This is a genomic window from Rothia sp. HMSC061D12, from assembly GCF_001836735.1.
Taxonomy (GTDB): domain Bacteria; phylum Actinomycetota; class Actinomycetes; order Actinomycetales; family Micrococcaceae; genus Rothia.
This window is the reverse complement of the sequence record NZ_KV830311.1, coordinates 114,418-137,903: the sequence shown is the minus strand read 5'-3', so window position 1 is coordinate 137,903 and position 23,486 is coordinate 114,418. Positions and strand designations below refer to the sequence as shown.

The window sequence follows — 23,486 nt, the reverse complement described above, 5'->3', positions numbered from 1 at the left end:
TTAGTGGGTTTAGCCCAGTGCCTCAGCCAGCTGAATGCCCTGTGCCACGCCACCGAGGGTTGCAGCAATACGGATCAGGTCGTTGACCTGCTCCTTGGTTGCGCCCTCTTCACGCAGGGTGTGCTCGTGAGCCTCAACGCAGTGGGAGCAGCCGTTGACTGCGGACACTGCCAGAGCGAACATCTCGAAGTCCAGCTTCTCAATGCCACCGTTCTTACCGATAATCTGCATGCGCAGGTTTGCACGCTGGTCATCGTATGCACCGTGCAGGAAGCCACGGGTGCGGTAGAAGATGTTGTTCATGCCCATGATGGTCGCAGCACCCAGAGCAGCCTCGTAAGCGGTGTCGCTCAGGTGTTCCTTAGCCTCTGCAGCAATCTCAACAACAACAGAGTCAACCTTGGTTGCTGCTGCGGTTGCGAGGATTGCGCCCCAGAGCTGCTGCTCGGTGAGGGAGGTGATGCGGGGCAGGGAGGACAGGTTGAGGTTCATGTCCTTCGCGTAGGAAGGCAGAGCCGAACGCAGGTTATCGATGCTCATGGATTACTTCATCTCCTTGAATGCGTCGATGGTTGCTGCACCCTTCTTCCAGTTGCATGCGCACAGCTCGTCGGACTGCAGTGCGTCCAGCTGGCGGAGCACCTCGTCGGTGTTACGGCCGACGGAGTCAGCGGTAATGGAGACCGACTGGATGGTGTTGTGGGGGTCGATGATGAAGGTTGCGCGGTCTGCAACGCCGTCCTTGTTCAGGATGCCCAGTGCGCTGGTCAGCTCACGCTTGAGGTCGGATGCCATGACGATGGGCAGGTCCACGAGCTCCTCGTGGGAACGGCGCCATGCGTAGTGGGTGTACTCGTTGTCAACGGAAACGCCGATCACCTGGGTGTCGCGTGCCTCGAACTCGTCAGCGAGCTTGCCGAATGCAGCAATCTCGGTGGGGCAGACGAAGGTGAAGTCCTTCGGCCAGAAGAAGACGACGCGCCAGGTGTCTTCGTCCAGACCCTCGGAGGAGACGGTGGTGAAGTAGTCTTCGGGCTTGGTTGCTTCGATGTCAGCCAGCTTGCCGGGGACAACGCCGGTGAGCTCGTATGCGGGGAACTGGTCGCCGATGGTCAGAACTGCCATGGTGTTCTTCTTTCTGCTTTGTGCCGCGCGGATTCGTTGCGCGGCGCTTGTTCTAGTGGTGCCCATTGGGCGGGCTTGGTACCTATTTTATTATGAATAATTCATAATAATCAAGTGATGGCGACTGAAAACGCGAGTATTAAGTAGTGATTTGTATCACTGAATATTCTGGGATGTTCACAAAAGCTTTTCCGACGCGCAAACCCGAGGGTTTAAGCTCGAACCATGACCCCCGAACACAGCGAATTTTCTGAGCACAGTGACTTCTTAGAGCGCGGTGAATACGCAGAGCCCAACCAGCCCGAACTCATTACCGAGCGCCTCACCCTCCGCCACATGCGCGAGGCGGATATCCCCGACATCGTGGAATCATGCCGCGACGAGGTAACCCTCCGCTACACCCGCATTCCCGTGGGCTACACGCGCGCCGACGCTGAGGACTACCTGCTCACCACCGCACGCCAGATTGCCGCCGGGCAGATTCAACGCTGGGCGATTGACGCCTCCGGCGTGTTCGCGGGGAGTATCGAGCTGCGCCTACCTGACGGCACCCCCGAAAGCCCCGGAACCCGCGCCGAACTGGGCTATTACACCGCCCCGAAGGCGCGCGGCAAGGGCTATATGACCGAGGCGCTGCGAGCCGTCCTCGGCTACGCTTTCGACCCGCTCGGGCTGGGTCTCGAGACCGTCCGCTGGACCGCTCTGGCGGGTAACGAGGCATCTGAACGAGTGGCGGTTAAAGCGGGTTTCACCGGCATCTATGACGATATTGACCCGAACTCCGGCCGCCCCGACAAGAACGGTCACCCGGTGCAGCATCGGGTGCGCCGCGCCGATATGACCCGCGCGCAATTCGCGGCGCTCTGGGCTAACTAGGCTCGGAGGCAATCTAGCTACCTGATGCCGAAGCCGCGGAACGAGCCGCTCGGCTCCTCCCACTCGACGAGTACCTCATCCACGCGCCCGGCGGTGTCATCACCGCGCAGCACATCCACCAGGCGAGCGCAGGAGGCGGCGGTACCCTCCGCAACGACTTTCACACGCCCGTCGTCGAGGTTTTCGGCGTAGCCGGTCAGTCCCATGGGCTTGGCGGTTCCGGCGCACCACCAGCGGAAGCCCACACCCTGCACTTTGCCGCGCACGAAAGCGACGAGGCGGATTTCGGCGGGTTCTGCCGGGGTGCGGTCGGTGAAGAAATCAAAGAAACCCATGGGTCCTCCCGGGGTCATCTCATTGTGAGTGGTCTGATGGGGGTGAGCGCCGGTGGTGGCGCTCTGACAGTTTCTATAGCTTCAGTCTAGAGGGTGCGGGGTGCCTGTTGCTTGGTTGCCGCGCGCACGTGCCGTGGAGAGTTGAATATGGGTAGAGCAACCGAAGCCGCGCTCTGAAAAGGAGTAACATTAGGGGCATTCACTAAGCGGCAACGCCGACCACGCAGACATCTACCCGCATGCAACCCATCCTATGGAGGATCATTGAGCTCACGCCCTAAAAAAGCGCCTCTTGTCGGTAACCCGGCGAAGACACCCTACAAGCCCTGGCCTGCTCTCTGGTCCCTGGTTGTTGGCTTCTTCATGATTCTGGTGGACGGCAATATTGTCACCATCGCCCTGCCGCACATGCTGCAGGATCTGGATGCGTCGCTGTCGGCGGGTATGTGGGTGACGAGCGCCTACCTGCTGGCGTATGCGGTGCCGCTGCTCATTACCGGTCGTATGGGTGACCGCTTCGGTCAGAAGAACCTGTACATGATTGGTATGGGTATTTTTACTGCCGCTTCCCTGTGGTGTGGTCTGGCGCCGAATGTTGAGTCGCTGATTACCGCCCGCGTGGTGCAGGGCCTGGGCGCGTCGCTGATGACCCCGCAGACCATGTCTCTGATTACGCTGATGTTCCCGCCGAATGCGCGCGGTGTCGCCATGAGCATTTGGGGTGCGACTGCGGGTGTCGCCTCGCTGGTCGGCCCGATTCTGGGCGGCGTGCTGGTGGATACCCTCGGCTGGGGCTGGATTTTCTTCGTGAACATTCCGGTTGGCCTGGTCGGTCTGTTCTTGGCGTGGCGTAACGTGCCGGTGTTTGAGCAGAAGAAGCACAGCTTCGACTGGCTGGGCGTGGTCCTGTCGGCGGTCGGCCTGTTCCTGCTGGTCTTCGGCATTCAGGAAGGCTCCACCTACGACTGGGGCATCATGACCGATTCGTTCCTGGGCACCGGCATCGCGGTGAGCGTGTGGGGTCTGATTATTGCCGGCATTCTGGTGCTGGGCTTGTTTATCGGTTGGCAGGCGGTAAACCGCCGCGAGCCGCTGGTGCCGTTGAGCCTGTTCAGCGACCGTAACTTCTCGGTGTCGAATGTGGCCATCGCGGCAATGGGCGTGGTTGCTATCAGTATGGCGTTCCCCCTGACCCTGTACCTGCAGCAGGTGGAGGGTCTGGACCCGACCCAGGCTGCGCTGATGACCGCCCCGATGGCGTTGTTCTCGGGTGCGTTGGCGCCGGTGGTGGGTGCGCGCCTGAACCGTAACGACCCGAAGTGGATTGCCGTGATTGGCTTTACGCTGCTGGTTATTGGTTTTGCTCTGCTCCGCCCGACGATGGTTGCGGACGGCAACCTGTGGCTGATGGTTGGCCCGATGATTATTCTGGGTGCGGCGAACTCCTGCATTTGGGGTCCGCTGTCGGTGTCTGCGACCCGTAACCTGCCGCCGCAGCGTGCCGGTGCCGGTTCGGGCGTGTACAACGAGACCCGCCAGATGGCGTCGGTGCTGGGTTCGGCTGCGATTACGACGATTATGGCTTCTGCGATTACCTCGCACCTGTCCGCGTTGGGTCCGGCTGCCGCAGCGGGCGGTGGTTCTCACGGCGGTGCTGCTGGAGGCGTACTTCCGCAGATGCTGCGTGAACCCTACGCGGCGGCAATGGCTGATTCCATGATGCTTCCCCTGGTCGCCGCGGCAGTGGGCGCGGTCGTGTGCCTGTTCTACGCCTCCAAGAAGACCTCTGAGGCGAAGGGCGCCGCACAGAACGCTGAGGTGGAGGCCACTAAGTAGAAGGCTTATCAGAGCGCTTTACGTCATAAACGGTGCATAACTTGAGATGCGGTGCAAATACCGGGACAAACTAGATGCACTCTGTGTATGATGAGGCGGGTCACCGTCGAACAGAAGAGAACCAAGAATGGTTCCTTTGCCTCCACCGGAGGGTTCGGCAGTGACCCGCTGTCTTTTAAACGCCGTGCTCACTTGCGGCACACCGGTTACATGCTGGCGGCAGCGACACACATGACCACTGAACCACGCGGTAGCCGCCTGATACTCACCATAAAACCGGACCCGTACGACCCATACCGTGCGCAACGTCAGATGATGCAACCTCCCGCGTGGTCAAGATATGAAGAGAGATCCTATGTCTTTTCTGACCTCAACTCGCGTAGTGCGTACCGCGCTCGCTTCGGCGGCACTGCTTGTGCTCAGCTCGGTTGCAGCTCCCGCAGCCCAGGCGTACAACCCCGATATCGACGGCGACGGCATCCCCAACACCTGGGAAATGAAGGGCTACGACGCCAACGGCGACGGCAAAATCGACGTGGACTACCCCGGCATGGGCGCCAACCCGCTGAAGAAGGACATCTTCGTCGAGATGGACTACATGCCCGGCCTGCTCGCTAGCGAAGAAGAGCTCGACCGCATCACCGAATCCTTCGCCCAGCTTCCCCTCCGCAACCCGAACGGCACCACCGGCATCAACATCCACCTGGAGAAAGAGAGATGGCTAAAATCCCCACCTTGAGTTTGGTATTTTTGCCATTGTCTTCCTTGATTTGTTCAAGATCTTGAGCCAAAATCCTCACTTCCTCTTTCTAAAATCTAGTTTTTAAAAAAATAGGCTATCTACCAGAAGTAGATAGCCTATTTTTTATGAGATGCTTGGGTGCTTACGCTTTCAATTTGTCAAACTTTGCTTTGACATTCGCCTTGAATTCTTCAAGCTTAGCCTTGCGTTCGGCTTTACGTTCAGCCTTCATCTGTGCACGCGCCTGGTTGTAGAGGTCTTCTTGGACTTGCAGAGCTGCTTCGATTTCGGCTACGACGGTTGCTACATCCCAACGCACGATTTGGGTGTCGTACTTGGTGAAGTAAGCATCGATGACTGCTTCGTTGTCTTCTTGCACCAAGGCAACAACGGCTGTTTCACCGTTAGTCAATTTTTGAGAAACAACGTCAATCAGGCCAGCTTCTGCCGTATCAACGGTATCACCAGCAACCAAACCATAGAGGCTACCAATACCATAACCAAACAAGACGCCGATAGGACCACCCAAAAGCCCGATAACTGCACCGAGCAAGCCACCTTCTAGGGTTGCATCCGTCGTTGAATCTTCAAAATCATAGCGTTCTTTTTCAACGATATGACCGTTTTCATTTTTGACCAGGGCGATTTGAGCAACCTTGGTCGTCTGAGTTTGGCGGAAAGCCTTCAAATCTGCAAAGGACTGATAAGCTTCGCTTTCGGTGTTAAAGACTGAAATTACTAGGTTTTCCATAGTTGGTACCTCGTTCCTAAAGACTATATATACATTGTAATACAGTTCTCTTTTTTTGGGAACTACTTTTTGCGACAATTTACCTCGGCGGCAGCCGGTAGGCTGAGTCCTAAAGCAGAGGGGCCCGGCATCCAGTATGGATGCCGGGCCCCTCTCTGCTTGCTGTGGCGTTAGCGGCTGATGGTTGCCGAAGCGCGCAAACCAGCCAGGTCCTGGAAGGTGTACTCGCCGCCCTCGGTCAGCTGCATTGCGACGTTACCGCTGGTGATCTGAGCGGTGGTGGTCAGGGTATAGCTGGAGGTCACCTCGGTGAAGTACACCGGAACCAGCGAAGCCAGCACCTGCGCGTAGCTCACGCCGTCCTTCGCGGTGGCTTCCAGGTAGTCGGAGGTGCGGATGTCCAGTACGCCGGTCCAGACGTTGTCCTCGATGACCGGCTCGTAGAACTTCGCAGTGTATGCGATGCCGTTGAACGCAGCCACGGCGGGGTTGTTGGTCTTCGCGCCGCCCTCGCTCTTAGCGAGTGCCGGAATCTCAACGTCGTTATCGACGTCCCACAGCAGCGGGTCGGTGACGTCCTCGGCGGTGGGGAAGGTGAACTCGAAGGTCACCTGCAGGTGCGCCTGCGGGTACAGCCAGGAGCTACCCTGGAACTCGCCCTTGGAGTTGATGGGTGCAGAAATCCACAGACCCGCACCACCGTAGAGGCCTGCACCGACGCTACCGCCGGGGGTGAAGGTGCCGCCGCCGCCGCTCTGCGGGGTGGTGGAGGTTGCGGTGATGTTGGGTACCTGCACGGTGTAGGAGTCCAGGCCGTAGCGGGTATCAAAGTCGTTGGCGGGGTTCGAGTTGAACGCCTGAGTGAAGACACCGAACTTCAGGGTCGGGGTTTCTAGCGCATCGGTGGACGCCGCGTAGGCGGGTACCGCCGCTGCGGTTGCGATGACGGGGGTGCTCCACGCGGCACCCTTGATGAGTGCGCGGCGGTTCAGGCCATTAGTGGTGTTCGAGGAAGAAGTCATGGGATCTCTCTTGTCATTAAAAATGTGGTGATGCGTGTGAGTTGAATTACTGATACTCTAATGTAATTCAGCTCATCTTCAAAATTATCTCAACTTTTACTTCAATGTATGAACATTGCGGCACCCAGCTCACCTAGCGCGTGAAACGGGAGCATCATGGAAACCGTGGAGAACGCCCTCCCGGAAAACTCCACAGAAACCCCACCGGTCACCACACACTAAGGAACACAACATGGCATTTCTGAAGAGCGCACGCGTCACGCTTGCCTCCCTCGCAGTGCTCTGCCTGGGCACCATCGCAGCCCCCGCGGCAAACGCCTACAGCCCCGACATCGACGGCGACGGCATCCCCAACACCTGGGAACTGAAGGGCTACGACGCAGACGGCGACGGCAAAATCGACGTCGACTTCCCCGCAATGGGCGCAAACCCCAACCACAAGGACATCTTCGTCGAGATGGACTACATGGCGGGTCTGCTGCCCAGCGAAGACGAACTGGACCGCATCACCAAGATTTACGCCGACCTGCCCATGCGCAACCCCGACGGCACCACCGGCGTGAACATCCACCTGGACGCCGGTAGCGCCCGCAGCGCCAAGTACAACCTCGGCGGCGGCAATGAAATCAGCTACCAGGAGCTCGACAGCGAGTTCAAGGCGCTCCACCGCATCAAGGCGACCGAAGGTAAGTTCAACCCCGCCCGCGAAGGCACCTTCCACTACGTCATCTGGGGTGACTACTACGACAACAGCACCTCCTCCGGCATCGCTAACTTTGGCGGCCGCAACCTCATGGTCACCGTCGGCCCGCACTTCTGGGGTAAGGCAACCAGCGACATCCGCGTGGCAGTGTTCGTGCACGAGCTCGGCCACAACCTCGCGCTGAGCCACGGCGGCTGGGATGAAATCAACTACAAGCCCAACTACTACAGCGTCATGAACTACCAGTACACCCTTACCGGCGTGCCCATGGCTGACGGTAGCCGCTACTTCGGCTACTCCACCGCCGAATACCGCATGCTCAACGAGGCGAAGCTGTACGAGGCGCGCGGCTTCGGTCCCCGCGCGGCTGGCTTCCTGTACAAGGGCAAGCCCGCCAACCAGCCGATTGACTTCAACGGCAACGGCAAGATCGACACCGAGCCGGTATCCGTGGACCTGAACGGTGACGGCATGATCACGAACCTGGGTGCGGCAAACGATGTGAAGATGATCCGCTTCCAGGCGACCGAGCACCCCGAGAAGGACAAGGGCCCCGAGCACATTGAGCCGAGCGGCATTACCGCCGAACACGCTCGTTCGCTGGGTCTGATTTAAGCGGCGCAACGCCGATAAAGAGCCTTGTTGGCTCTATAAAACAGTAAAGGTGCGGATACCGAATCATCATTCGGTATCCGCACCTTTACTCTATGTGGCTTTCAGCTCAGCCTAGCGTTCAGCTCAGCAACAGAGCCTAGACTGCCTCGCTCACGCGGCCGGTATCCACCAGCACCTGCGCGATGTGGCCCAGCGCCTCCTCATTCTGCAGCGAAGAAACATCGCCCAAAGAACGGCCCTGGTACAGCTCACCGAGCAGACGGCGAGTAATCTTACCCGAACGGGTCTTCGGGATATCGGCAACCGCCACAACATCCTTCGGCTTAGCAATCGGGCCGATGTGCTCACGCACGTGTGCGGTCAGCGCCGCCTTCAGCTCATCCTCAGTCAGGTCCTTACCCTCATCGGTGAGCGTCACGTAGGCGACCGCCTGGTGACCGGTCAGCTCATCCTCCACGGGGCAGACACCAGCCTCAACCACAGCCGGGTGAGTCACCAGTGCTGACTCAATCTCAATCGTGGACAGACGGTGCCCCGAAATGTTAATCACGTCATCAATACGGCCGAGGATGTACACGTTACCCTCTTCGTCTTCCTTCGCGCCGTCGCCGGCCAGGAACCAGCCGCGCTCGCCGTAGTGGCGCCAGTAGGAATCCAGGAAACGCTGCGGGTTCTGCCACACGGTACGAGCCATCGAGGGGCCAATCTTATCGACCACGATGAAGCCCTGCTTGCCGGGTTCGACCGGGTCGCCGTGCTCATCCACCACGCGGGTGGACACGCCGGGAACGGCGCGGGTAGCGCAACCAGGCAGAGGAGTGCAGTGCGGGGTGCCCTCCGGGTAGGTGCCCTCGGGTGCGAACGCCGGGTCGTGCGGGCGCGGGGAGCACACGGTCGAACCGGTCTCCGACTGCCACCAGGTGTCGATGAACGCCGCGGTGCCGCCGCCCACGTGCTCGCGCAGCCAGCGCCACGCCTCCGGGTTAATGGACTCGCCCACCGAACCGAGCAGGCGCACGGTCGAGAAATCGTACTTGCCGGGCTCCGGGCCGTTCGGGAACGCACCCATGAGCGAACGAATCAGGGTCGGCGCGGTGTAGTAGTTGGTCACGCCGTAACGCTCGATGACCTCAAAGTGGCGACCGTAGTGCGGGGTGTTCGGGGTACCCTCGTAAATCACCTCGGACACGCCGTTGACCAGTGGACCGTAAATTTCGTAGGTGTGCGCGGTCACCCATGCGAGGTCGGCGGTGCACCAGTGAACGGTGGATTCTACCTTCTCGGGGTCGTTGACCGCCGACAGCTCGTCGGGGCGTAGCACGCCGTTCTCGTCCACGTAATCCGGCAGCAGATCGTACAGTAGCGCGTGGGTGTACGCGGTCTGCACCAGGTATCCAGCCATGGTGTGCACCAGGCCCTTGGGCTTACCGGTCGTGCCGGAGGTGTAAATGATGAACAGCGGATCCTCTGCGTCGTGCAGTTCGTAGGCGTGGGTGTCCGGCTGGTCGTCCACCAGGTCGTGGTACCAGACGTCGCGGCCCTCAGTCCACGGCACAGCGGCGTGCGCTACCGGGTCGGAGGCGCTGGTACGGTCCACCACGATGACGTGCTCGATGTTGTTCTCACCGGAGCATGCTTCGTCGGCGTTGACCTTCACGGGAACGACCTTGCCGCGGCGGTTCTGGCCGTCGGTGGTGATGAGCACCTTCGCGCCGGTGTCTTCCACACGGAACTTCAGCGCCTCGGCGGAGAAACCACCGAACACGAGGGAGTGAATCGCGCCAATACGCGCGCAGGCGAGGGTGAAGATAATGGTTTCGGGGATGACGGGCAGGTAGATGACCACGCGGTCACCCTTGCGCACGCCCAGGGACAGCAGGCCGTTGGCGGCCTTCGCGATGCGGCGCTGCAGTTCGGCGTAGGTGATGGCTTCGCGGTCGCCGGGCTCACCCTCGAAGTAGAGGGCGACCTTGTCGCCGCGGCCCGCCTCCACGTGGCGGTCCACGCAGTTGTAGGCGACGTTGAGCTTGCCGCCCTCGAACCACTTAATTTCGGGGATCGTGAACTGTTCGATGCCTTCCTCATCGAAGCCGAGGGACTTCGGCTTCTCGAAGCGGTGCGCGGTGTGCCAGGGCTCAGCCCAGGTGAGGCGCTGTGCCTGCTTCTCCCAGAACGCGACGCGTGCCTCGTCAGATTCGAGGGCGGGGTTCGGGGTGGGGTTCAGCGGGTCGGTGAACGAGTAGGGGGTGGGCAGTCCCATTATTCTCCCATCGGTTGCTGGCATTAGCACCCTTGCTTGCCGTGCCGCTGTCTGTGTGACCGTGGGGTCTGTGTGTGCGTTGGCGAGGGGGTTGCTGCGACGTCACGGAGCCAGGTCTCTCGGTCGCTCTGGATGGTTTGCCTTCTTAGTAAAGCGCGCTCCGGGCCAGGAAGCAAAGGAGCCCGTCATATTCGGAATGGTGAGTACCAGTTCGTAATATAACGACATATTTAAAGACCCCGCCCCGCGCTCACTGCTGTGGGGCGCGGGGCGGGGCACATCATCATCATTCAGTAGGCGACAGGTTTCCCCGCCGACTTCTTTCTCCGGCGCGTAGCGATGATTAGCTCACCTTCAGGGAGCAACCACGCGGCGGACATCTCTCCTAAAACTCAGCGTGAACGCCGAGCCTTTTCTATTAGTTGCTGGGGTACTTTGCCTTCACCCAACGCTCGAATACGCCCACCAGCGCGTCGGTAATCTTACCGAGCACCGCCAGCGCCACGATGGCGAGCAGCAGACGGTCGGTACGGCCGTTGTTCTGCGAGTCAGTCAGCAGGTAACCCAGACCCATGGAGGCGCCCAGCAGCTCGGCGGCGACCAGGAACAGCCACGCCTGAGCCAGCGCCAGACGCAGACCCGAGACCACCGACGGCAGAACCGCGGGAAGCTGAACCGTGGTGAACAGGCGCAGACCCTTCAGGCCGAAGGCGCGTGCCGCCTCCACAAGCTTGGGGTCAACGTGCGCCAGAGCCGCAGAAACCGTGGTGTACACCGGGAAGAACGCACCGATAGCAACCAGGGTCACTTTGGAATTCTCGCCGATACCGATCCACAGCAGAAGCAGCGGAACCCACGCCAGGGACGGCACGGCACGCAGCGCACCAATGGTCGGTGCGGCAATCAGACGCACCGGCGCAGAGAGGCCAATCAGCGCACCCAGCACCAGGCCGAGCACGGCACCAATGCTGAAACCAATCAGCACACGCTGAGTGGAAATCGCCACGTGGCGGCCCAGCTCGCCGCGCTGCGCCAGCTCAATGCCAGCGCTGACCACGCGGTCGGGGGAGGGCAGCTGAACCTGGGTGAACACGCCGTTGGTGCTCAGGATGTACCAGAGGGCAATCAGCGCCAGGGGCAGAATCAGGCCCAGGTACTGCTTACCGGCGAACGGGTTCGACGGCAGCTTCACAGAAGTAGCACGCTTCTCGGCACGCTCAGCGCGAGCGCTGGAGGCGGCGCTAATCGTTGCGGCGGTCATTACTTCTCCACCGCCTTGGCAATCTTCTCGACAGCTGCGCTGTCAGCCTTCTTCGCGAACTGGTCGTCCACAATGCTGTTCAGCGCCTTGTCCACGTCGGACTGGGAGGGGACGTCGCCGGACTCAACCAGAATCGGGCCGACACCCTTCAGAACCTCAACCTGCTTAGCGCCCGGAACCGGGTCAATGTCCAGGTGGGTGCGCTCCATGACGACCTGGGCGGTCTCGTGCTTAATGCCGGACTCCTCCTCGACAATCTTCACTGCCTCTTCGGGGTTCTTCTTAGCCCAGGCGCGAGCGTACTCGTACACGTCTACAATGGTCTGTGCGGCGGTCGGGTTGGACTGAATGAACTTCTCGGTTGCGTTCAGGAAGCCGTAGGTGTTGAAGTTCAGGTTGCGGTAGAAGAGCACGTCGCCGCTTTCCACCTCGGCGGCAGCCATGATCGGGTCCAGGCCGCTCCACGCGTTGACCTGACCGTTATCCAGGGCGGTGCGGCCGTCGGCATGCTGCAGGTTCTGAATTGTCAGATCCGATGCGGAAATGCCCTCCTGCTTGAGTGCCTGCAGCAGCAGGAAGTAGGGGTCGGTACCCTTGGTCACGGCAACGGTCTTGCCCTTTAGGTCCGTTACCTTGGTGATGCCCGAATCCTTGCGGGTTACCAGAGCCGACCACTCCGGCTGAGAGTACAGGCTGATGACCTTGATGGGGGAGCCGTTAGCGCGTGCCAGCAGAGCCGCCGAACCGGCGGTCGAGCCGACATCAATATTGCCGCTACGCAGCGCCTCATTCGCCTTGTTCGAGCCGGCCGACTTGACCCACTCAACCTTCTTACCCTCGGCGGCAAGGGCGGTTTCAAGCCAGCCCTTCTTGCGGATAATCAGGGACAGCGGGTTGTAGGTCGCGTAGTCAATGGTCACGGTGTTCTGGTCGCCACCACCGGCAGCACCGGAGGCGTTAGCGGAACCGGAACCTTCACCGGCGCAGGCGCTGAGCAGAGTAGCAAAAGCGGCGGCTGCGGCAAGGGACTTGAGGGCGGTACGGCGAGACGGGGAGTAAGTCATGATGAAATCTTTTCGCTTCTGAAGATGATGATGTGTGGTGATGAGAATGCGTTACGCGGCAGAGCTGGTGTTGCCTGCAGATTTAGGCGTTATCTTCCACGCCGAGCTCAGCGAGCAGTTCGCTACGCAGCGCCGTGATCTCTGCATCGGCGCGGTCACGCGGGTGAGAACGGTCAACGGTCACAATGCGCTGGATGGTGGCGGGCGCCTCCGGGGTGTCCTTACCGAGGACGATCACCCGGTCAGAGAGATACAGCGCCTCTTCCACGTCGTGGGTGACCAGCAGAATCGTGGTCGGGTCCTGACGGTGCACGTCCAACAGCAAATCCTGCATGTTGATGCGGGTCAGCGCGTCCAGAGCACCGAAGGGCTCGTCGAGCAGCAGCACGCCGGGGTTGCGTGCGAGCGCTCGCGCCAGGGACACGCGCTGAGCCATACCGCCTGAAATTTCCTTGGGACGGTGGGTTGCGTATTCGCCCAGGCCGACCAGGTCGAGCAGGCGCGCTACGGATGCTGCGCCTTCAGATTTTTTGGTGCCCTGCGGCAGTCCGAGCGCCACATTGTCGGCGACGGTGCGCCAGGGGAGCAGGCGCGGTTCCTGAAAGCCGATAGCTACGCGGGGGTCGAGACCGGTTACCGCCTTCTCGCCGATACGCACGGTACCTGCGGTGATGCGGTTCAGGCCTGCTGCTGCACGCAGGAGAGTGGATTTGCCGCATCCGGAGGAGCCGATGACGGAGATAATCTCGCCGGGGGCTGCGGTGAAGGAGACTCCGCGAAGAACTTCGTGGGTTCCGCCGGGCACGGGGAAAGATTGTCCGACGTCTTCAAAGCTCAAGGGGACGGCGGCGGTGGATACGGCGTGGTGGCCGCTGTTTTCACTGGTGGGTGCGTCAGTTACTGCACTGTTGAGTGTCATGTCACTTCCATCGTTCCTGGCGTTAGCACCGGGGGCGGAAGAATCCGTGCCGGTTGCTGCGACGTCGTGGAGCCAGGTCTCTCAGTCGCTCTGGATGGTTTGCTCCTCCAACCCTATGGGCTGTGGCGTGCCTCAATCAACCCTACGGGCGCGTATGAATTTCTATGACTCTTTATTTCGCATTTATCACGAAATATTTCGGTTCTACGTCACAAAAAGATTTTTTCGTCACAAACGTGACCTCCCTCCCGCGCGCCCCGTACACTCAAACCACGAGATCATGAGTCCCGGCGCTAAGCTCTGGCTAGCCGGGCGGCAACCCTCTCCCGTAGCGGGGTGCCCCAGATGATGATCTGGCCTCAACGTTACGAGGCAAGTACGGCGCGAACGCGCCACCTGCACGAAGGCCACCACCGAACGCAGAAGGCATCAGGAGGCGGCGCGCGGGGTGCAGGGTACAAACCCGATCGTCCCCGATCATTCGCGAAAGGAAAATCGATGGCTGAGCAGAAGAAGCGCATCGTAGTTAACGCATTCGAAATGACCTGCATTGGTCACCAGAGCTTCGACCTCTGGCGTCACCCGCGCTCCCGCGCAACCGAGTACAACACCATCAAGTACTGGACTGACCTGGCTAAGACCCTTGAGCGCGGCCTGTTTGACGCCGTGTTCATCGCTGACGTTGTTGGTATCTACGACGTGTACAAGAACTCTGCCGCTCCCGCCATTGAGGGTGCCGCTCAGGTTCCCGTGAATGACCCCGCAACCCAGATTTCTGCAATGGCTGCAGTGACCGAGCACCTCGGCTTCGGTGTGACTGCTGCCGCTACTTTCGAGCAGCCCTACACCCTGGCTCGCCGCTACGCCTCCCTCGACCACCTCACCGAGGGCCGCGTCGGCTTCAACGTGGTGACTTCTTACCTGCCGTCGGCTGCTGAGAACCAGGGCCTGCCCACCCAGATTCCGCACGATGAGCGCTACGATATCGCTGACGAGTTCCTGGACGTCTGCTACAAGCTGTGGGAAGGCTCCTGGGAAGACGGCGCAGTCATCAAGGACCGCGAGCGCGGCGTCTACGCTGACCCCTCCAAGGTCCACCCGATTGGCCACAAGGGCAAGTACTTCTCCGTGCCCGGCATCTCCCTGACCGAGCCGAGCCCGCAGCGCACCCCCGTGATTTTCCAGGCTGGCGCATCCAGCCGCGGTCAGAAGTTCTCCGGTAAGCACGCTGAGGCTGTGTTCATCAGCGCCCTGCGCCCGGACCTGACCCGCGTTGTGACCGACCGTATTCGCACCGCTGCCGAGGAGCAGGGCCGTAGCCGCGACGACGTCAAGATCCTCGCAATGCTCTCCGTCATCGTGGATGAGACCGAAGAGAAGGCAAAGGCAAAGTACGAGGAGTACAAGAAGTACATCAACCTCGACTCTGCACAGGCTATCATCGGCGGCTGGTCCGGTGTTGACCTGTCCCAGTTCGACGAGGACGAGGTCCTGAACTACGTGCAGACCGAGTCGATTCAGTCCTTCCTGACCCCCTTCACCCTGCAGGCGAAGGACAAGAAGTGGACCCGCAAGGCCATCGCTGAGCACACCACCCTTGGCGGCATGGGCGATGTCATTGTTGGTGACCCGGTTCAGGTTGCTGACGAGCTGGAGCGTTGGATCGACGAGGGTGGCCTGGACGGCATCAACCTGGCATACCACGTCTCCCCGGGCTCCTTCGAGGACTTCATCGAGTACGTTGTTCCCGAGCTGCAGAAGCGCGGCCGCTACCGCACCGAGTACGAGGGCAACACCCTGCGTGAGAACATCTTCGGTAAGGGCCACACCAAGGTTGCTGACAGCCACCCGGCTGCTAAGTACCGCGGCGCATACGTGGGTAAGCCTTCCGCGGCTGACACCCCGGCTCGCGCGATCGCTGAATAAGCGTTGCCGCTGAAGCGTACCGTGTAGGTTCGCTCAAACTTAACGATTGAAAACAAGAACGCCCGTTCTGCTGGAGGATTTGTATCCCCGGCGGAGCGGGCGTTTCTTTATACTGGGTGGCATGACTGAACTGAACCAGGTTGAACTTAACCATGATGACCGCTGCCCCTGCTCGAGCGGCGAGGTGTACGGCGCCTGCTGCGGCAGGTTCCTGGGCGAGTTTGCCGCCTCCGGCACGCTGACTGCGCCTGCGCCGGAGCAGCTGATGCGCTCGCGTTTTACCGCGTTTGCGACGGGGGACGCGGCGTACCTGCTGGCGAGCTGGCATCCGAGTACCCGCCCGGCGACTCTGGAGTTGGAGGATGATATCCGCTGGTATCGCCTGGATATTCTGGGCGCTTCGGGTGGCCCCTTTGACGCCTCTGGTACGGTGGAGTTCGTTGCGTATTACCGTTCGGTGCCGGGCACGCCTGCGGAGGAGCGGGTGAAGGGCAACATGCATGAGCTGTCGCGCTTTGAGAAGGTGGGCGGCGCCTGGTTCTATGTGGATGGTGACGTCCGCTAACTCTAGCTCTCGCCGCCTCTGTCTCGTACAGGGTGTGGGCACATAAAGAAATGGCAGAATCATTCCGAAACCGGAACGATTCTGCCATTTCTTGTTTTAGCTAGCTTCTGTCTTTTAGAAGCTTTTCGAAGTCAACCTGAGATATCAGCCAGACCAAGCCAAGAGGCACGCTCTGCCCCAATAGCAGGAATCAAAATAGGGGATGCGGTCATAACTAAGAGGCCTTCCTGAAAACAGAATCTTGAAGAATGCGTTCTGCCTCAGCGGAACTTCGCGGATCCCCCAAATCTAGAAGATCTACCGCCACATGCAGGGGCAGAATATGGGGCGGGTCATCGCATTCACGCAAGATAACATTCGCTGAATCTGCGGACGCCGGAACCAGATTGTACAGAAAAATGATGTTCTCTAAATCCTGATGCGAGATATATGCATCAACCATTGAGCCGTACACCTGCGAAATATCGCTACTAATGCCGGTCAGCGACAACGCAGGGTCTTCCAAAATTGCAGGAATTTCAGCGGGAGGGGCTTGTAGGTGATGCACTTTCAACCCGCGGCGGGCTCGGTATCGTTCAACAGAAGCTGGACCCTGTTCCTGAATCGCTGAGGCGCGTTCTTTTGCCCTGCGGCGTTCCTCAGCAGATAGAACAGACAACTGCCCATCGCAGTAACGCGCCAAAGCGTTGAATGCTTCAAAAGAAATAGGGCGGCCAGCATTACTGCGGTGTGCTGCGGGAATGGCTTCGACAACCCAGCGGCTTCCCAACTTACGCCCCTGGAGCATTCCGCGTTCTAGGCGGGCGCGTACGCTTCGCTCTGAAACCTTAGCTTCTTGAGCATACTCTTGAACGGACATCATGGCAGAATCATACCGGAAACGGAATAATTCTGCCATGATTTTTCCTTGCACCCAGGCGCGATAAGGAACGTGTAAGAGCGAATCAGATACACAAAAGGCAGGTCCTTCGGCAGCTTGAAAACTTACGTTCTCAACCGCCTCGGGAACCTGCCCTCAGCAAATATGTGCTCCGTTGGACTTAGTGGGTCCAGCCGTTAATGATGCCCATACCGAAGTAAATCACGAACACTGCGGAGACCAGGTACATCAGCCAGTGCACGTCCTTGCCGCGGCCCTGCACCAGGCGAATGAAAGTGTAGGACACGAAGCCTGCACCGATACCGTTCGCAATCGAGTACGACAACGGCATGAAGATAATGGTCAGGAACGCCGGGATGCCCAGGCCCCAGTCGGTCCAGTCAATGTTCACGGCCTGGCGAATCATCAGGAAGCCGACCACGACCAGAGCCGGGGCGACCGCCTCGAAGGGAACGATGGTGACCAGCGGCGAGATGAAAATCGCCAGCAGGAACAGCACACCGGTCACAATGTTCGCAAAACCGGTGCGTGCACCCGCACCAATACCGGTAGCGGACTCCACGAAAATCTGGTTCGCCGAACCGGACGCGCCACCACCGACAACGGAACCGAAAGCGTCCACGAGCAGGACCTTGTCGATGTCCTCAACCTTGCCGTCCTTCATGGTGCCAGCCTCGGCGGCAAGACCCACCGAAACGCCCATCGCGTCGAAGAACACGGACAGCAGAATGGTGAACACCAGCAGCGACGCAGCCAGCGGGCCGATGTGGGTAAACGCGCCGAACAGGTCAGCGGAACCGATGAGGGAGAAGTTCGGGGTGGTGAACTTCATGTCAGCCAGGGAGGGCACGTTCAGGGACCAGCCAGTTGCAGCCTTCTGCACGGAACCGGAGGGGACAACCGCCTCCAGAATCAGGGACAGCGCGGTGGATGCGAGCACACCCCACAGGATCGCGCCCTTCACGTTACGGATGAACAGGGCGATGGTGAAGAACAGGCCGAAGAGGAAGACGAGGGTGGGCCAGCCGAGCAGGTGACCGCCCGCGCCGAGGCTCACCGGAACGGTGGTGCCAGCTGCGTCAGGCATGCGGCGGATAATGCCGGAGTCGACCAGACCGATAAAGGAAATGAAGAAGCCGATACCGACCACAATCGCGGTCTTGAGCGACTCGGGGACCGCCTCAAAAACCGCGGTACGGAAGCCGGTGAGCACCAGAACGGTCATGATCAGACCGGCAAGAACGACCAGGCCCATGATGTCTGCCCAGGTCAGGTTCGGGGTGGTGGCAATGGTGGAGGCGAGCAGCGCATTCACGCCGAGGCCTGCCGCCATGGCGAAGGGCTGCTTGGCGATAACACCCATGAGGATGGTCATCACGCCGGCAACCAGCGCGGTCACAGCCGCGACGGGTGCGATACCGAGGGTGCGTTCGGATGCGTCAGCACCGGTACCGATGACGAGGGGGTTCAGCACCACGATGTAGCTCATGGCGAAGAATGCGGCGAGGCCACCGCGGAATTCTGCGGCGATGGAGGAGCCGCGTTCGGAAATCTTGAAGTAGCGGTCGAGTGCGCTGGTGGGCGCTGCCGCCTTCTGGGGTTCAGACATGTGAGGATCCGTTGATGTTGTTCGGTGTGTACTGTGTTGCGCCGCCGGTTTCCGCCGCCGGTTTCCGCCGCCGGTTTCGCGGGTAAAGCTCGCGGGAAAATCCCGGGTTGGGCGCCACAATGGTTCAACCATTGTAGGCGCCGCCTCCTAGCTTGTGCCGTTGAAACGCGTTGTGTGCGGCGGTTCAATCGGCGATGTGGTGTTTCCCCGACCCCTGCAACCAGAATTGGGTAGTTGGGGTAGAGGGAAGAATAGCGCAGGGCGGGGTACCGGCAACCCAAAGGTGCCGATACCCCGCCCTGATGGCGCCCGCGCCTCCACATGTGGAGGGTGAGGCACCCGATGTATTTAGTGCATCCAGCCGGTAATCAGGCCGTTAGCGAAGAAGATGAGGAACACAGCGGAAACCACGTACATGAGCCAGTGAACTTCCTTGCCGCGACCCTGCACCAGGCGGATGAAGACGTAGGACAGGAAGCCTGCACCGATACCGTCCGCGATGGAGTATGCCAGCGGCATGAAGATGATGGTCATGAACGCGGGGATACCCAGACCCCAGTCGTTCCAGTCGATGTTCACTGCCTGGCGAATCATCAGGAAGCCAACGAACACCATTGCGGGTGCAACAGCTTCGAAGGGCACGATGGTGACCAGCGGGGTCAGGAAGATTGCGACGAGGAACAGTGCGCCGGTGACGACGTTCGCGAAGCCGGTGCGTGCGCCCGCGCCGATACCGGTTGCGGACTCCACGAAGATCTGGCTTGCGGAGGAGGAGGTGCCACCGCCGGCTACGGAGCCGAGGGCGTCCACGAGCAGGACCTTGTCGACGTTCTCGATCTGGCCGTCCTTGATGGTGCCTGCTTCGGTTGCGAGACCGACGGAGGTGCCCATTGCGTCGAAGAACGCGGAGATGAGGATGGTGAAGATCAGCAGAACAGCTGCCATGCCGCCGAGGGTGCCGAAGGCAGCGAACAGGTCAGCGGAGCCGAACAGGGAGAAGTCGGGCAGCTTGCTGGTGTTGGAGTCCCAGACGGGGACGTTCAGGGACCAGCCGGTGGGGGAGGCCTGCGAGCTGCCGGAGGGCACGACCTTCTCCAGGATGATGGAGAGGGCGGTGGAGGCGAGCACGCCGTAGAGGATTGCACCCTTCACGTTGCGGATGAACAGCGCAATGGTGAGGAACAGGCCGAAGAGGAAGACGAGGGTGGGCCAGCCGAGCAGGTGGCCGCTCACGCCGAAGGAGACGGGCACGGTGGTGCCTGCTGCGTCGGGCATACGGCGGATGATACCTGCGTTGACGAGGCCGATGAAGGCAATGAAGAAGCCGATACCGACGACGATTGCGACCTTGAGCGATTCGGGGACCGCGTTGAACACTGCGGTGCGGAAGCCGGTCAGCACGAGGATGGTCATCAGCACACCAGCCCATACGACCAGGCCCATGATGGCTGGCCAAGTCAGGCCGGGGGTGGAGGCGATGGTGGTTGCCAGTAGCGCGTTCACGCCGAGGCCTGCCGCCATGGCGAAGGGCTGCTTGGCGACGACGCCCATGAGGATGGTCATGACGCCTGCGACCAGTGCGGTCATTGCTGCGACCTGCGGCACGCCGAGCGCGTTGCCGGATGCGTCCTTGCCGAGGCCGATGATGAGGGGGTTCAGCACGACGATGTAGCTCATCGCGAAGAAGGTGGCGAGGCCGCCGCGGAATTCTGCGGCGATGGTGGAGCCTCGCTCAGTGATCTTGAAGTAACGGTCCAGTGCGCCCTTGGCTTCTGCCTTGGGGCTCTGGGGAGCCGCGGTGTTCTCAGAAGACATTCGTGAAAATCCGTAGATACTCATAGTCGGGGCGGGGTTCGGGGTTCCGATCCCGCATAAAAAAGTGCCACTTCCCGGTGTGTTGGGGAGGTGACACTGTTGTACCGAAATATTCTACGGTTAAAGTTTCTCTAAGCGTTAATCCAGGAAATTCCCAGCTTTCGTTCAGGAAGCCTAATAAGGCACGATAAAAACTCTAAAATCCGCTGACTAGTAAAAAAATATATGACATGAATCTAAATAATTCGAAAATCTATACCATTTAGGTTATAAAGGTGGTAGTCTTCTAGCACCAGGCCTGGGGCGGTGAAGTTTCATACCCGCCCGCTACAGACGGGGATTCAACGATGAAAAATGCTCTGAGAGTGTGCGCAGTATTGTGCACGGTTCTGACCTTTCTGCTGGGTAGCGCCCTCATCTCTGTCCTGGAGACGCAGACTCCTCTGGGTACCAATGCGCAGGCACAGCTTTCTCTGCGTGCTTCGCAGCAGTCTAAGTCTGAGCTGATTCAGAACTTTGATACTCTGGTGGATCGCTACGCTACCGATGGTGCCCAGCTACTCAAGGTGGTCGCCGACCCCGAAGATTTCTGGCACGGAAAATCCATCTACGTTTTTGGGGCAAATTCACTGAGCTCTGACGGTGAAACTATCGATTGGTTCGACCCGGATAAGCACGGGAAAAAATATCCATCACGAGCACTCGGGGATTCTTCGCTTGACGGCCAATACGCGCTAGCAGGTAGCCAAGAATTTGTGCGTGCTTTTGAAAACCTTGCCCGTGAACAAGGCATGGATGTTAAAGTTACCTCCGTTAACCCGGTGCGTGTTGTCTACGGGGCAGTTACTTCTTCGGGCTCTCTGACGAGCCTTATCTGCCTGGCTGTGCTCTTCTGTACCGCAATCATGGGGTGGTTGTCGGTCCGTTCGCGAACTAAGAATATTCTGCTTCTGAACGGATACTCCCCGCAGCGCCTGCAGCTAAGGGATGTACAAGACCTCCTGCTCCTGGCGCTACCTCCTGCAGCGGTAACAGCATTGTGCATGGGATGCGTAGAGGGGTTCGTGTACGGTGTGGCGCATCTTCCTCAACTGATGGGGGTTACGGCGCTAATTTTTGCCGTGTTTACCGTTCTCATGCTGGTTGCTCTACTGCTGATCAACCTCATGACTTGGCCGAGTATTACTGCTGTGGGACGTAGGGAACCGGCGTATCGACGTTTTACAGTTCCGAGTGCAATCGCTAAGTATGCTGTGGTGGTTTTAGTGGCGTGCACTATTCCGGGTCTGGTCTCAAGTGCTCAAGTGAGTTTGGGTAGGAGCGATTCGGCGGCTGGCTGGTCTCTTCTTTCTGACCAGTACACCTTACGGGTGAACGTGCCTGAAGCGACGATTCGGGATGAACAGGCGCTCGCCTCCTACGACCAGGCTACAGTGCGTGCTTTAGGTTCTCTTGAATCACGGAACGGTGTCCTCTTGTCCTATGCGTTGGAAAACGTTAAGGGTTTGGAGGGTAGCGGATACGATGGCGCCCTTATGGTGAACCGCGCCTATGTGGACCTTCTTCAGCAGCGTCTTGGCTTGTCGTTCAAGAACGTTGAGGATAGCAACTTCCCTGGGTCTCAGTCTTTGCGTGCAGAGTATTCTTTCCACCAGAAAGACCGGGAGGATCGCGGATTTACTTTGCTCACTGTGGAGGATAAAACCAACTCGTCGGGGGTAAAGGTGCCTGCTTTGAGCTCTCAGGATTCACGGCTTCTGAACTATAAAAAGCCTGTTCTTGTGGTAACCGAATCGGCGACGCAGAATCTACAACCTTCCTTTATTTCTGCGGCCTTGACTACCGGTAACATCATGGTCTCTCAGCCTGCGTCTGTACGGGCTGCCTACAACGCTGAGGAAATTGGGCAGACCCTACTTTCTGTGGACCGTGCGGGAGAGGAACACCTTTACATCGCGCAGCTGGAACGTAACCAGTATGTTGCGCATCTAGTGGGCCTAGCAATTCTCTGTGCGGCACTCGTTATTGGCACAGCAATTAACACGTACATTACCCTTGCGGCTCGTGCTCGTAATGATTTTGTTTTACGTACTGCTGGTCTGCCTCTCAGAACAATTTTTAGTGGGTACCTTCTGAAGGAAGCCTGCATTGTGGGCCTTTGCTCTGCTGCTGGGTTGGTACTTCTTCTGGTGCAGGGAGCAGAGTACGCTTTTTCAGCGTTGGCGGCACCGCTGTTGTACGGCACTATTCTGGCGCTGGTGCTGAGACTGAGTTTTAACCGTATCTTCTCCGCGACGGTTCACCGTCGTCACGTATAGGAGTGAATGATGAGGAATACTGTTTATCCCTCTGGCAATGTGGAACACCCTGAGGTAACTATCGCCTCCCGCAACATTGTGGTGTATGCGCAGGGGCAGCCCATTCTCCAGAGTCCCCACTTTGAGGCATATGCGGGGGAAGTAACCGGAATCGTGGGTCCGAGCGGATGCGGTAAGACGACGCTTTTGAATGTTCTGGGTCTGCTGATGCCACCTCACGAGGGCGAGGTGGTTATCGGGGGCCGCCATATGGAACGTGCTCGTGAGAAGGAACGTCTTGCATTCTGGGCTGATGAAGCTTCCTTCGTATTTCAGGATTACGGAATTATTGAGGAATGGAGCGTTATCGAGAATATTCTGCTTGACCGTAAGACCTTTGGCCGTGCTCGTATTACGGATGAGAGCCGCGAGCTTCTGAGCGTCATTGGTCTTGAAGGGAAGGAACGTACTTCGGCTGCCCTGCTGAGTGGTGGTGAGAAGCAGAGGGTGGGTATCGCTCGGGCAATCCACAAGGGTGTTCGCTACATTTTTGCGGATGAGCCGACGGCAAGTCTTGATGCTGAGAACCGGGCATTGGTTGTTGAGCTGTTGAGCTCTGCTGCTCGGCGTGGAGCCACAGTTATCGTGGCGACTCACGACGCAGATATGATGACCGCCTGCGATAGGCTATGCCGTCTTGAAGCCCCTACCCGAATTCCCGATTCGGGACTAGCGGATGTAAGCGTAAATTCTCATCAGAAGGAGAAGGAATCATGACGACCAGGAGCCCCCTAGCTCGTGATGAGTATGATCGTGTGCCGGAAAATTCAGGAAGCGATGCCCCTCAAAAGAATGGATTGCGGCATCTGCCGCGAAAAGTGGTGG

At 59.3% G+C, this 23,486-nt stretch carries 20 protein-coding genes and 2 riboswitches; of the genes, 8 read left to right on the top strand and 12 right to left on the bottom strand.

Annotated elements, in window-relative coordinates:
* Positions 1 to 9: 9 nt before the first annotated feature.
* Positions 10 to 540: an alkylhydroperoxidase, AhpD family gene (locus tag HMPREF2682_RS08955; RefSeq protein ID WP_049333921.1), complete on the bottom strand. Its 531-nt coding sequence runs from the start codon at positions 538 to 540 to the stop codon at positions 10 to 12.
* Between the two features lie 3 nt (positions 541 to 543).
* The gene (locus HMPREF2682_RS08950; protein ID WP_049340204.1) at positions 544 to 1,125 is read right to left on the bottom strand and encodes a peroxiredoxin; all 582 of its coding nucleotides are present in this window, start codon (positions 1,123 to 1,125) and stop codon (positions 544 to 546) included.
* A gap of 225 nt (positions 1,126 to 1,350) precedes the next feature.
* Between HMPREF2682_RS08950 and HMPREF2682_RS08945 the strand changes: the two genes are divergently transcribed.
* Positions 1,351 to 2,001 carry a GNAT family N-acetyltransferase gene (locus HMPREF2682_RS08945; protein ID WP_070833415.1) on the top strand — a complete coding sequence of 217 codons (651 nt, stop codon included), beginning with the start codon at positions 1,351 to 1,353 and terminating at the stop codon, positions 1,999 to 2,001.
* A gap of 17 nt (positions 2,002 to 2,018) precedes the next feature.
* Here the strand turns inward: HMPREF2682_RS08945 and HMPREF2682_RS08940 are convergent, their stop codons facing one another.
* Positions 2,019 to 2,336 carry an acylphosphatase gene (locus tag HMPREF2682_RS08940; protein ID WP_070833412.1) on the bottom strand — a complete coding sequence of 106 codons (318 nt, stop codon included), beginning with the start codon at positions 2,334 to 2,336 and terminating at the stop codon, positions 2,019 to 2,021.
* Between the two features lie 264 nt (positions 2,337 to 2,600).
* Between HMPREF2682_RS08940 and HMPREF2682_RS08935 the strand changes: the two genes are divergently transcribed.
* Both HMPREF2682_RS08935 and HMPREF2682_RS09585 read left to right on the top strand, forming a co-directional pair.
* Positions 2,601 to 4,172: a DHA2 family efflux MFS transporter permease subunit gene (locus HMPREF2682_RS08935; protein ID WP_070833410.1), complete on the top strand. Its 1,572-nt coding sequence runs from the start codon at positions 2,601 to 2,603 to the stop codon at positions 4,170 to 4,172.
* Between the two features lie 355 nt (positions 4,173 to 4,527).
* Positions 4,528 to 4,911: a hypothetical protein gene (locus HMPREF2682_RS09585; protein WP_070833408.1), complete on the top strand. Its 384-nt coding sequence runs from the start codon at positions 4,528 to 4,530 to the stop codon at positions 4,909 to 4,911.
* A gap of 145 nt (positions 4,912 to 5,056) precedes the next feature.
* Here the strand turns inward: HMPREF2682_RS09585 and HMPREF2682_RS08925 are convergent, their stop codons facing one another.
* Positions 5,057 to 5,665: a DUF1269 domain-containing protein gene (locus tag HMPREF2682_RS08925; RefSeq protein WP_060824001.1), complete on the bottom strand. Its 609-nt coding sequence runs from the start codon at positions 5,663 to 5,665 to the stop codon at positions 5,057 to 5,059.
* A gap of 170 nt (positions 5,666 to 5,835) precedes the next feature.
* Positions 5,836 to 6,687 (bottom strand): transcriptional initiation protein Tat, encoded by an 852-nt coding sequence (locus HMPREF2682_RS08920; RefSeq protein WP_070833407.1) that lies wholly within the window; start codon positions 6,685 to 6,687, stop codon positions 5,836 to 5,838.
* A gap of 232 nt (positions 6,688 to 6,919) precedes the next feature.
* Here HMPREF2682_RS08920 and HMPREF2682_RS08915 point away from each other — a divergent pair, with 232 nt between their 5' ends.
* Positions 6,920 to 8,005, top strand: coding sequence for a C4-dicarboxylate ABC transporter substrate-binding protein (locus HMPREF2682_RS08915; protein WP_070833406.1), 1,086 nt, complete (start codon positions 6,920 to 6,922; stop codon positions 8,003 to 8,005).
* Between the two features lie 136 nt (positions 8,006 to 8,141).
* On the opposite strand, the gene HMPREF2682_RS08910 is transcribed toward HMPREF2682_RS08915, so the two are convergent.
* From HMPREF2682_RS08910 to HMPREF2682_RS08895, 4 genes are all read right to left on the bottom strand, one after another.
* Complete coding sequence (locus tag HMPREF2682_RS08910; RefSeq protein ID WP_070833404.1) at positions 8,142 to 10,265, bottom strand: AMP-binding protein; 2,124 nt, start codon at positions 10,263 to 10,265, stop codon at positions 8,142 to 8,144.
* 418 nt (positions 10,266 to 10,683) lie between these two features.
* Positions 10,684 to 11,526 (bottom strand): ABC transporter permease, encoded by an 843-nt coding sequence (locus tag HMPREF2682_RS08905; RefSeq protein WP_070833402.1) that lies wholly within the window; start codon positions 11,524 to 11,526, stop codon positions 10,684 to 10,686.
* Positions 11,526 to 12,590 carry an aliphatic sulfonate ABC transporter substrate-binding protein gene (locus HMPREF2682_RS08900; protein WP_070833401.1) on the bottom strand — a complete coding sequence of 355 codons (1,065 nt, stop codon included), beginning with the start codon at positions 12,588 to 12,590 and terminating at the stop codon, positions 11,526 to 11,528. The genes HMPREF2682_RS08905 and HMPREF2682_RS08900 overlap by 1 nt, the downstream gene beginning before the upstream one ends.
* A gap of 82 nt (positions 12,591 to 12,672) precedes the next feature.
* On the bottom strand, positions 12,673 to 13,509 hold the full coding sequence (locus HMPREF2682_RS08895; protein WP_070833399.1) for an ABC transporter ATP-binding protein: 837 nt from the start codon (positions 13,507 to 13,509) through the stop codon (positions 12,673 to 12,675).
* Positions 13,510 to 13,513: 4 nt separating this feature from the next.
* Positions 13,514 to 13,610: riboswitch (SAM riboswitch) on the bottom strand.
* Between the two features lie 175 nt (positions 13,611 to 13,785).
* Positions 13,786 to 13,894: riboswitch (SAM riboswitch) on the top strand.
* 113 nt (positions 13,895 to 14,007) lie between these two features.
* Here HMPREF2682_RS08895 and HMPREF2682_RS08890 point away from each other — a divergent pair.
* Positions 14,008 to 15,435 (top strand): LLM class flavin-dependent oxidoreductase, encoded by a 1,428-nt coding sequence (locus tag HMPREF2682_RS08890; RefSeq protein ID WP_070675403.1) that lies wholly within the window; start codon positions 14,008 to 14,010, stop codon positions 15,433 to 15,435.
* A 121-nt stretch (positions 15,436 to 15,556) separates the two neighbouring features.
* Positions 15,557 to 16,000, top strand: a complete 444-nt coding sequence (locus HMPREF2682_RS08885) for a YchJ family protein (RefSeq protein ID WP_070833397.1) — start codon at positions 15,557 to 15,559, stop codon at positions 15,998 to 16,000.
* A gap of 214 nt (positions 16,001 to 16,214) precedes the next feature.
* Here the strand turns inward: HMPREF2682_RS08885 and HMPREF2682_RS08880 are convergent, their stop codons facing one another.
* From HMPREF2682_RS08880 to HMPREF2682_RS08870, 3 genes are all read right to left on the bottom strand, one after another.
* A complete protein-coding gene (locus tag HMPREF2682_RS08880) occupies positions 16,215 to 16,898 on the bottom strand; it encodes a hypothetical protein (protein WP_070833395.1) in 684 nt (227 codons plus the stop codon).
* Positions 16,899 to 17,040: 142 nt separating this feature from the next.
* A complete protein-coding gene (locus tag HMPREF2682_RS08875) occupies positions 17,041 to 18,489 on the bottom strand; it encodes an NCS2 family permease (protein WP_070833393.1) in 1,449 nt (482 codons plus the stop codon).
* Between the two features lie 348 nt (positions 18,490 to 18,837).
* Positions 18,838 to 20,304, bottom strand: a complete 1,467-nt coding sequence (locus HMPREF2682_RS08870; protein WP_070833391.1) for an NCS2 family permease — start codon at positions 20,302 to 20,304, stop codon at positions 18,838 to 18,840.
* 347 nt (positions 20,305 to 20,651) lie between these two features.
* Here HMPREF2682_RS08870 and HMPREF2682_RS08865 point away from each other — a divergent pair, with 347 nt between their 5' ends.
* Together HMPREF2682_RS08865 and HMPREF2682_RS08860 are read left to right on the top strand one after the other, a co-directional pair.
* Positions 20,652 to 22,622 carry a hypothetical protein gene (locus HMPREF2682_RS08865; protein ID WP_070833388.1) on the top strand — a complete coding sequence of 657 codons (1,971 nt, stop codon included), beginning with the start codon at positions 20,652 to 20,654 and terminating at the stop codon, positions 22,620 to 22,622.
* 6 nt (positions 22,623 to 22,628) lie between these two features.
* Complete coding sequence (locus HMPREF2682_RS08860; RefSeq protein WP_070833386.1) at positions 22,629 to 23,378, top strand: ABC transporter ATP-binding protein; 750 nt, start codon at positions 22,629 to 22,631, stop codon at positions 23,376 to 23,378.
* Positions 23,379 to 23,486 lie beyond the last annotated feature (108 nt).

Coding starts and splice junctions, on each gene's coding strand:
- HMPREF2682_RS08955 (WP_049333921.1), bottom strand. CDS start 540: ATGAGCATCGATAACCTGCGTTCGGCTCTGCCTTCCTACGCGAAGGAC.
- HMPREF2682_RS08950 (WP_049340204.1), bottom strand. CDS start 1,125: ATGGCAGTTCTGACCATCGGCGACCAGTTCCCCGCATACGAGCTCACC.
- HMPREF2682_RS08945 (WP_070833415.1), top strand. CDS start 1,351: ATGACCCCCGAACACAGCGAATTTTCTGAGCACAGTGACTTCTTAGAG.
- HMPREF2682_RS08940 (WP_070833412.1), bottom strand. CDS start 2,336: ATGGGTTTCTTTGATTTCTTCACCGACCGCACCCCGGCAGAACCCGCC.
- HMPREF2682_RS09585 (WP_070833408.1), top strand. CDS start 4,528: ATGTCTTTTCTGACCTCAACTCGCGTAGTGCGTACCGCGCTCGCTTCG.
- HMPREF2682_RS08925 (WP_060824001.1), bottom strand. CDS start 5,665: ATGGAAAACCTAGTAATTTCAGTCTTTAACACCGAAAGCGAAGCTTAT.
- HMPREF2682_RS08920 (WP_070833407.1), bottom strand. CDS start 6,687: ATGACTTCTTCCTCGAACACCACTAATGGCCTGAACCGCCGCGCACTC.
- HMPREF2682_RS08915 (WP_070833406.1), top strand. CDS start 6,920: ATGGCATTTCTGAAGAGCGCACGCGTCACGCTTGCCTCCCTCGCAGTG.
- HMPREF2682_RS08910 (WP_070833404.1), bottom strand. CDS start 10,265: ATGGGACTGCCCACCCCCTACTCGTTCACCGACCCGCTGAACCCCACC.
- HMPREF2682_RS08905 (WP_070833402.1), bottom strand. CDS start 11,526: ATGACCGCCGCAACGATTAGCGCCGCCTCCAGCGCTCGCGCTGAGCGT.
- HMPREF2682_RS08900 (WP_070833401.1), bottom strand. CDS start 12,590: ATGACTTACTCCCCGTCTCGCCGTACCGCCCTCAAGTCCCTTGCCGCA.
- HMPREF2682_RS08895 (WP_070833399.1), bottom strand. CDS start 13,509: ATGACACTCAACAGTGCAGTAACTGACGCACCCACCAGTGAAAACAGC.
- HMPREF2682_RS08890 (WP_070675403.1), top strand. CDS start 14,008: ATGGCTGAGCAGAAGAAGCGCATCGTAGTTAACGCATTCGAAATGACC.
- HMPREF2682_RS08885 (WP_070833397.1), top strand. CDS start 15,557: ATGACTGAACTGAACCAGGTTGAACTTAACCATGATGACCGCTGCCCC.
- HMPREF2682_RS08880 (WP_070833395.1), bottom strand. CDS start 16,898: ATGGCAGAATTATTCCGTTTCCGGTATGATTCTGCCATGATGTCCGTT.
- HMPREF2682_RS08875 (WP_070833393.1), bottom strand. CDS start 18,489: ATGTCTGAACCCCAGAAGGCGGCAGCGCCCACCAGCGCACTCGACCGC.
- HMPREF2682_RS08870 (WP_070833391.1), bottom strand. CDS start 20,304: ATGTCTTCTGAGAACACCGCGGCTCCCCAGAGCCCCAAGGCAGAAGCC.
- HMPREF2682_RS08865 (WP_070833388.1), top strand. CDS start 20,652: ATGAAAAATGCTCTGAGAGTGTGCGCAGTATTGTGCACGGTTCTGACC.
- HMPREF2682_RS08860 (WP_070833386.1), top strand. CDS start 22,629: ATGATGAGGAATACTGTTTATCCCTCTGGCAATGTGGAACACCCTGAG.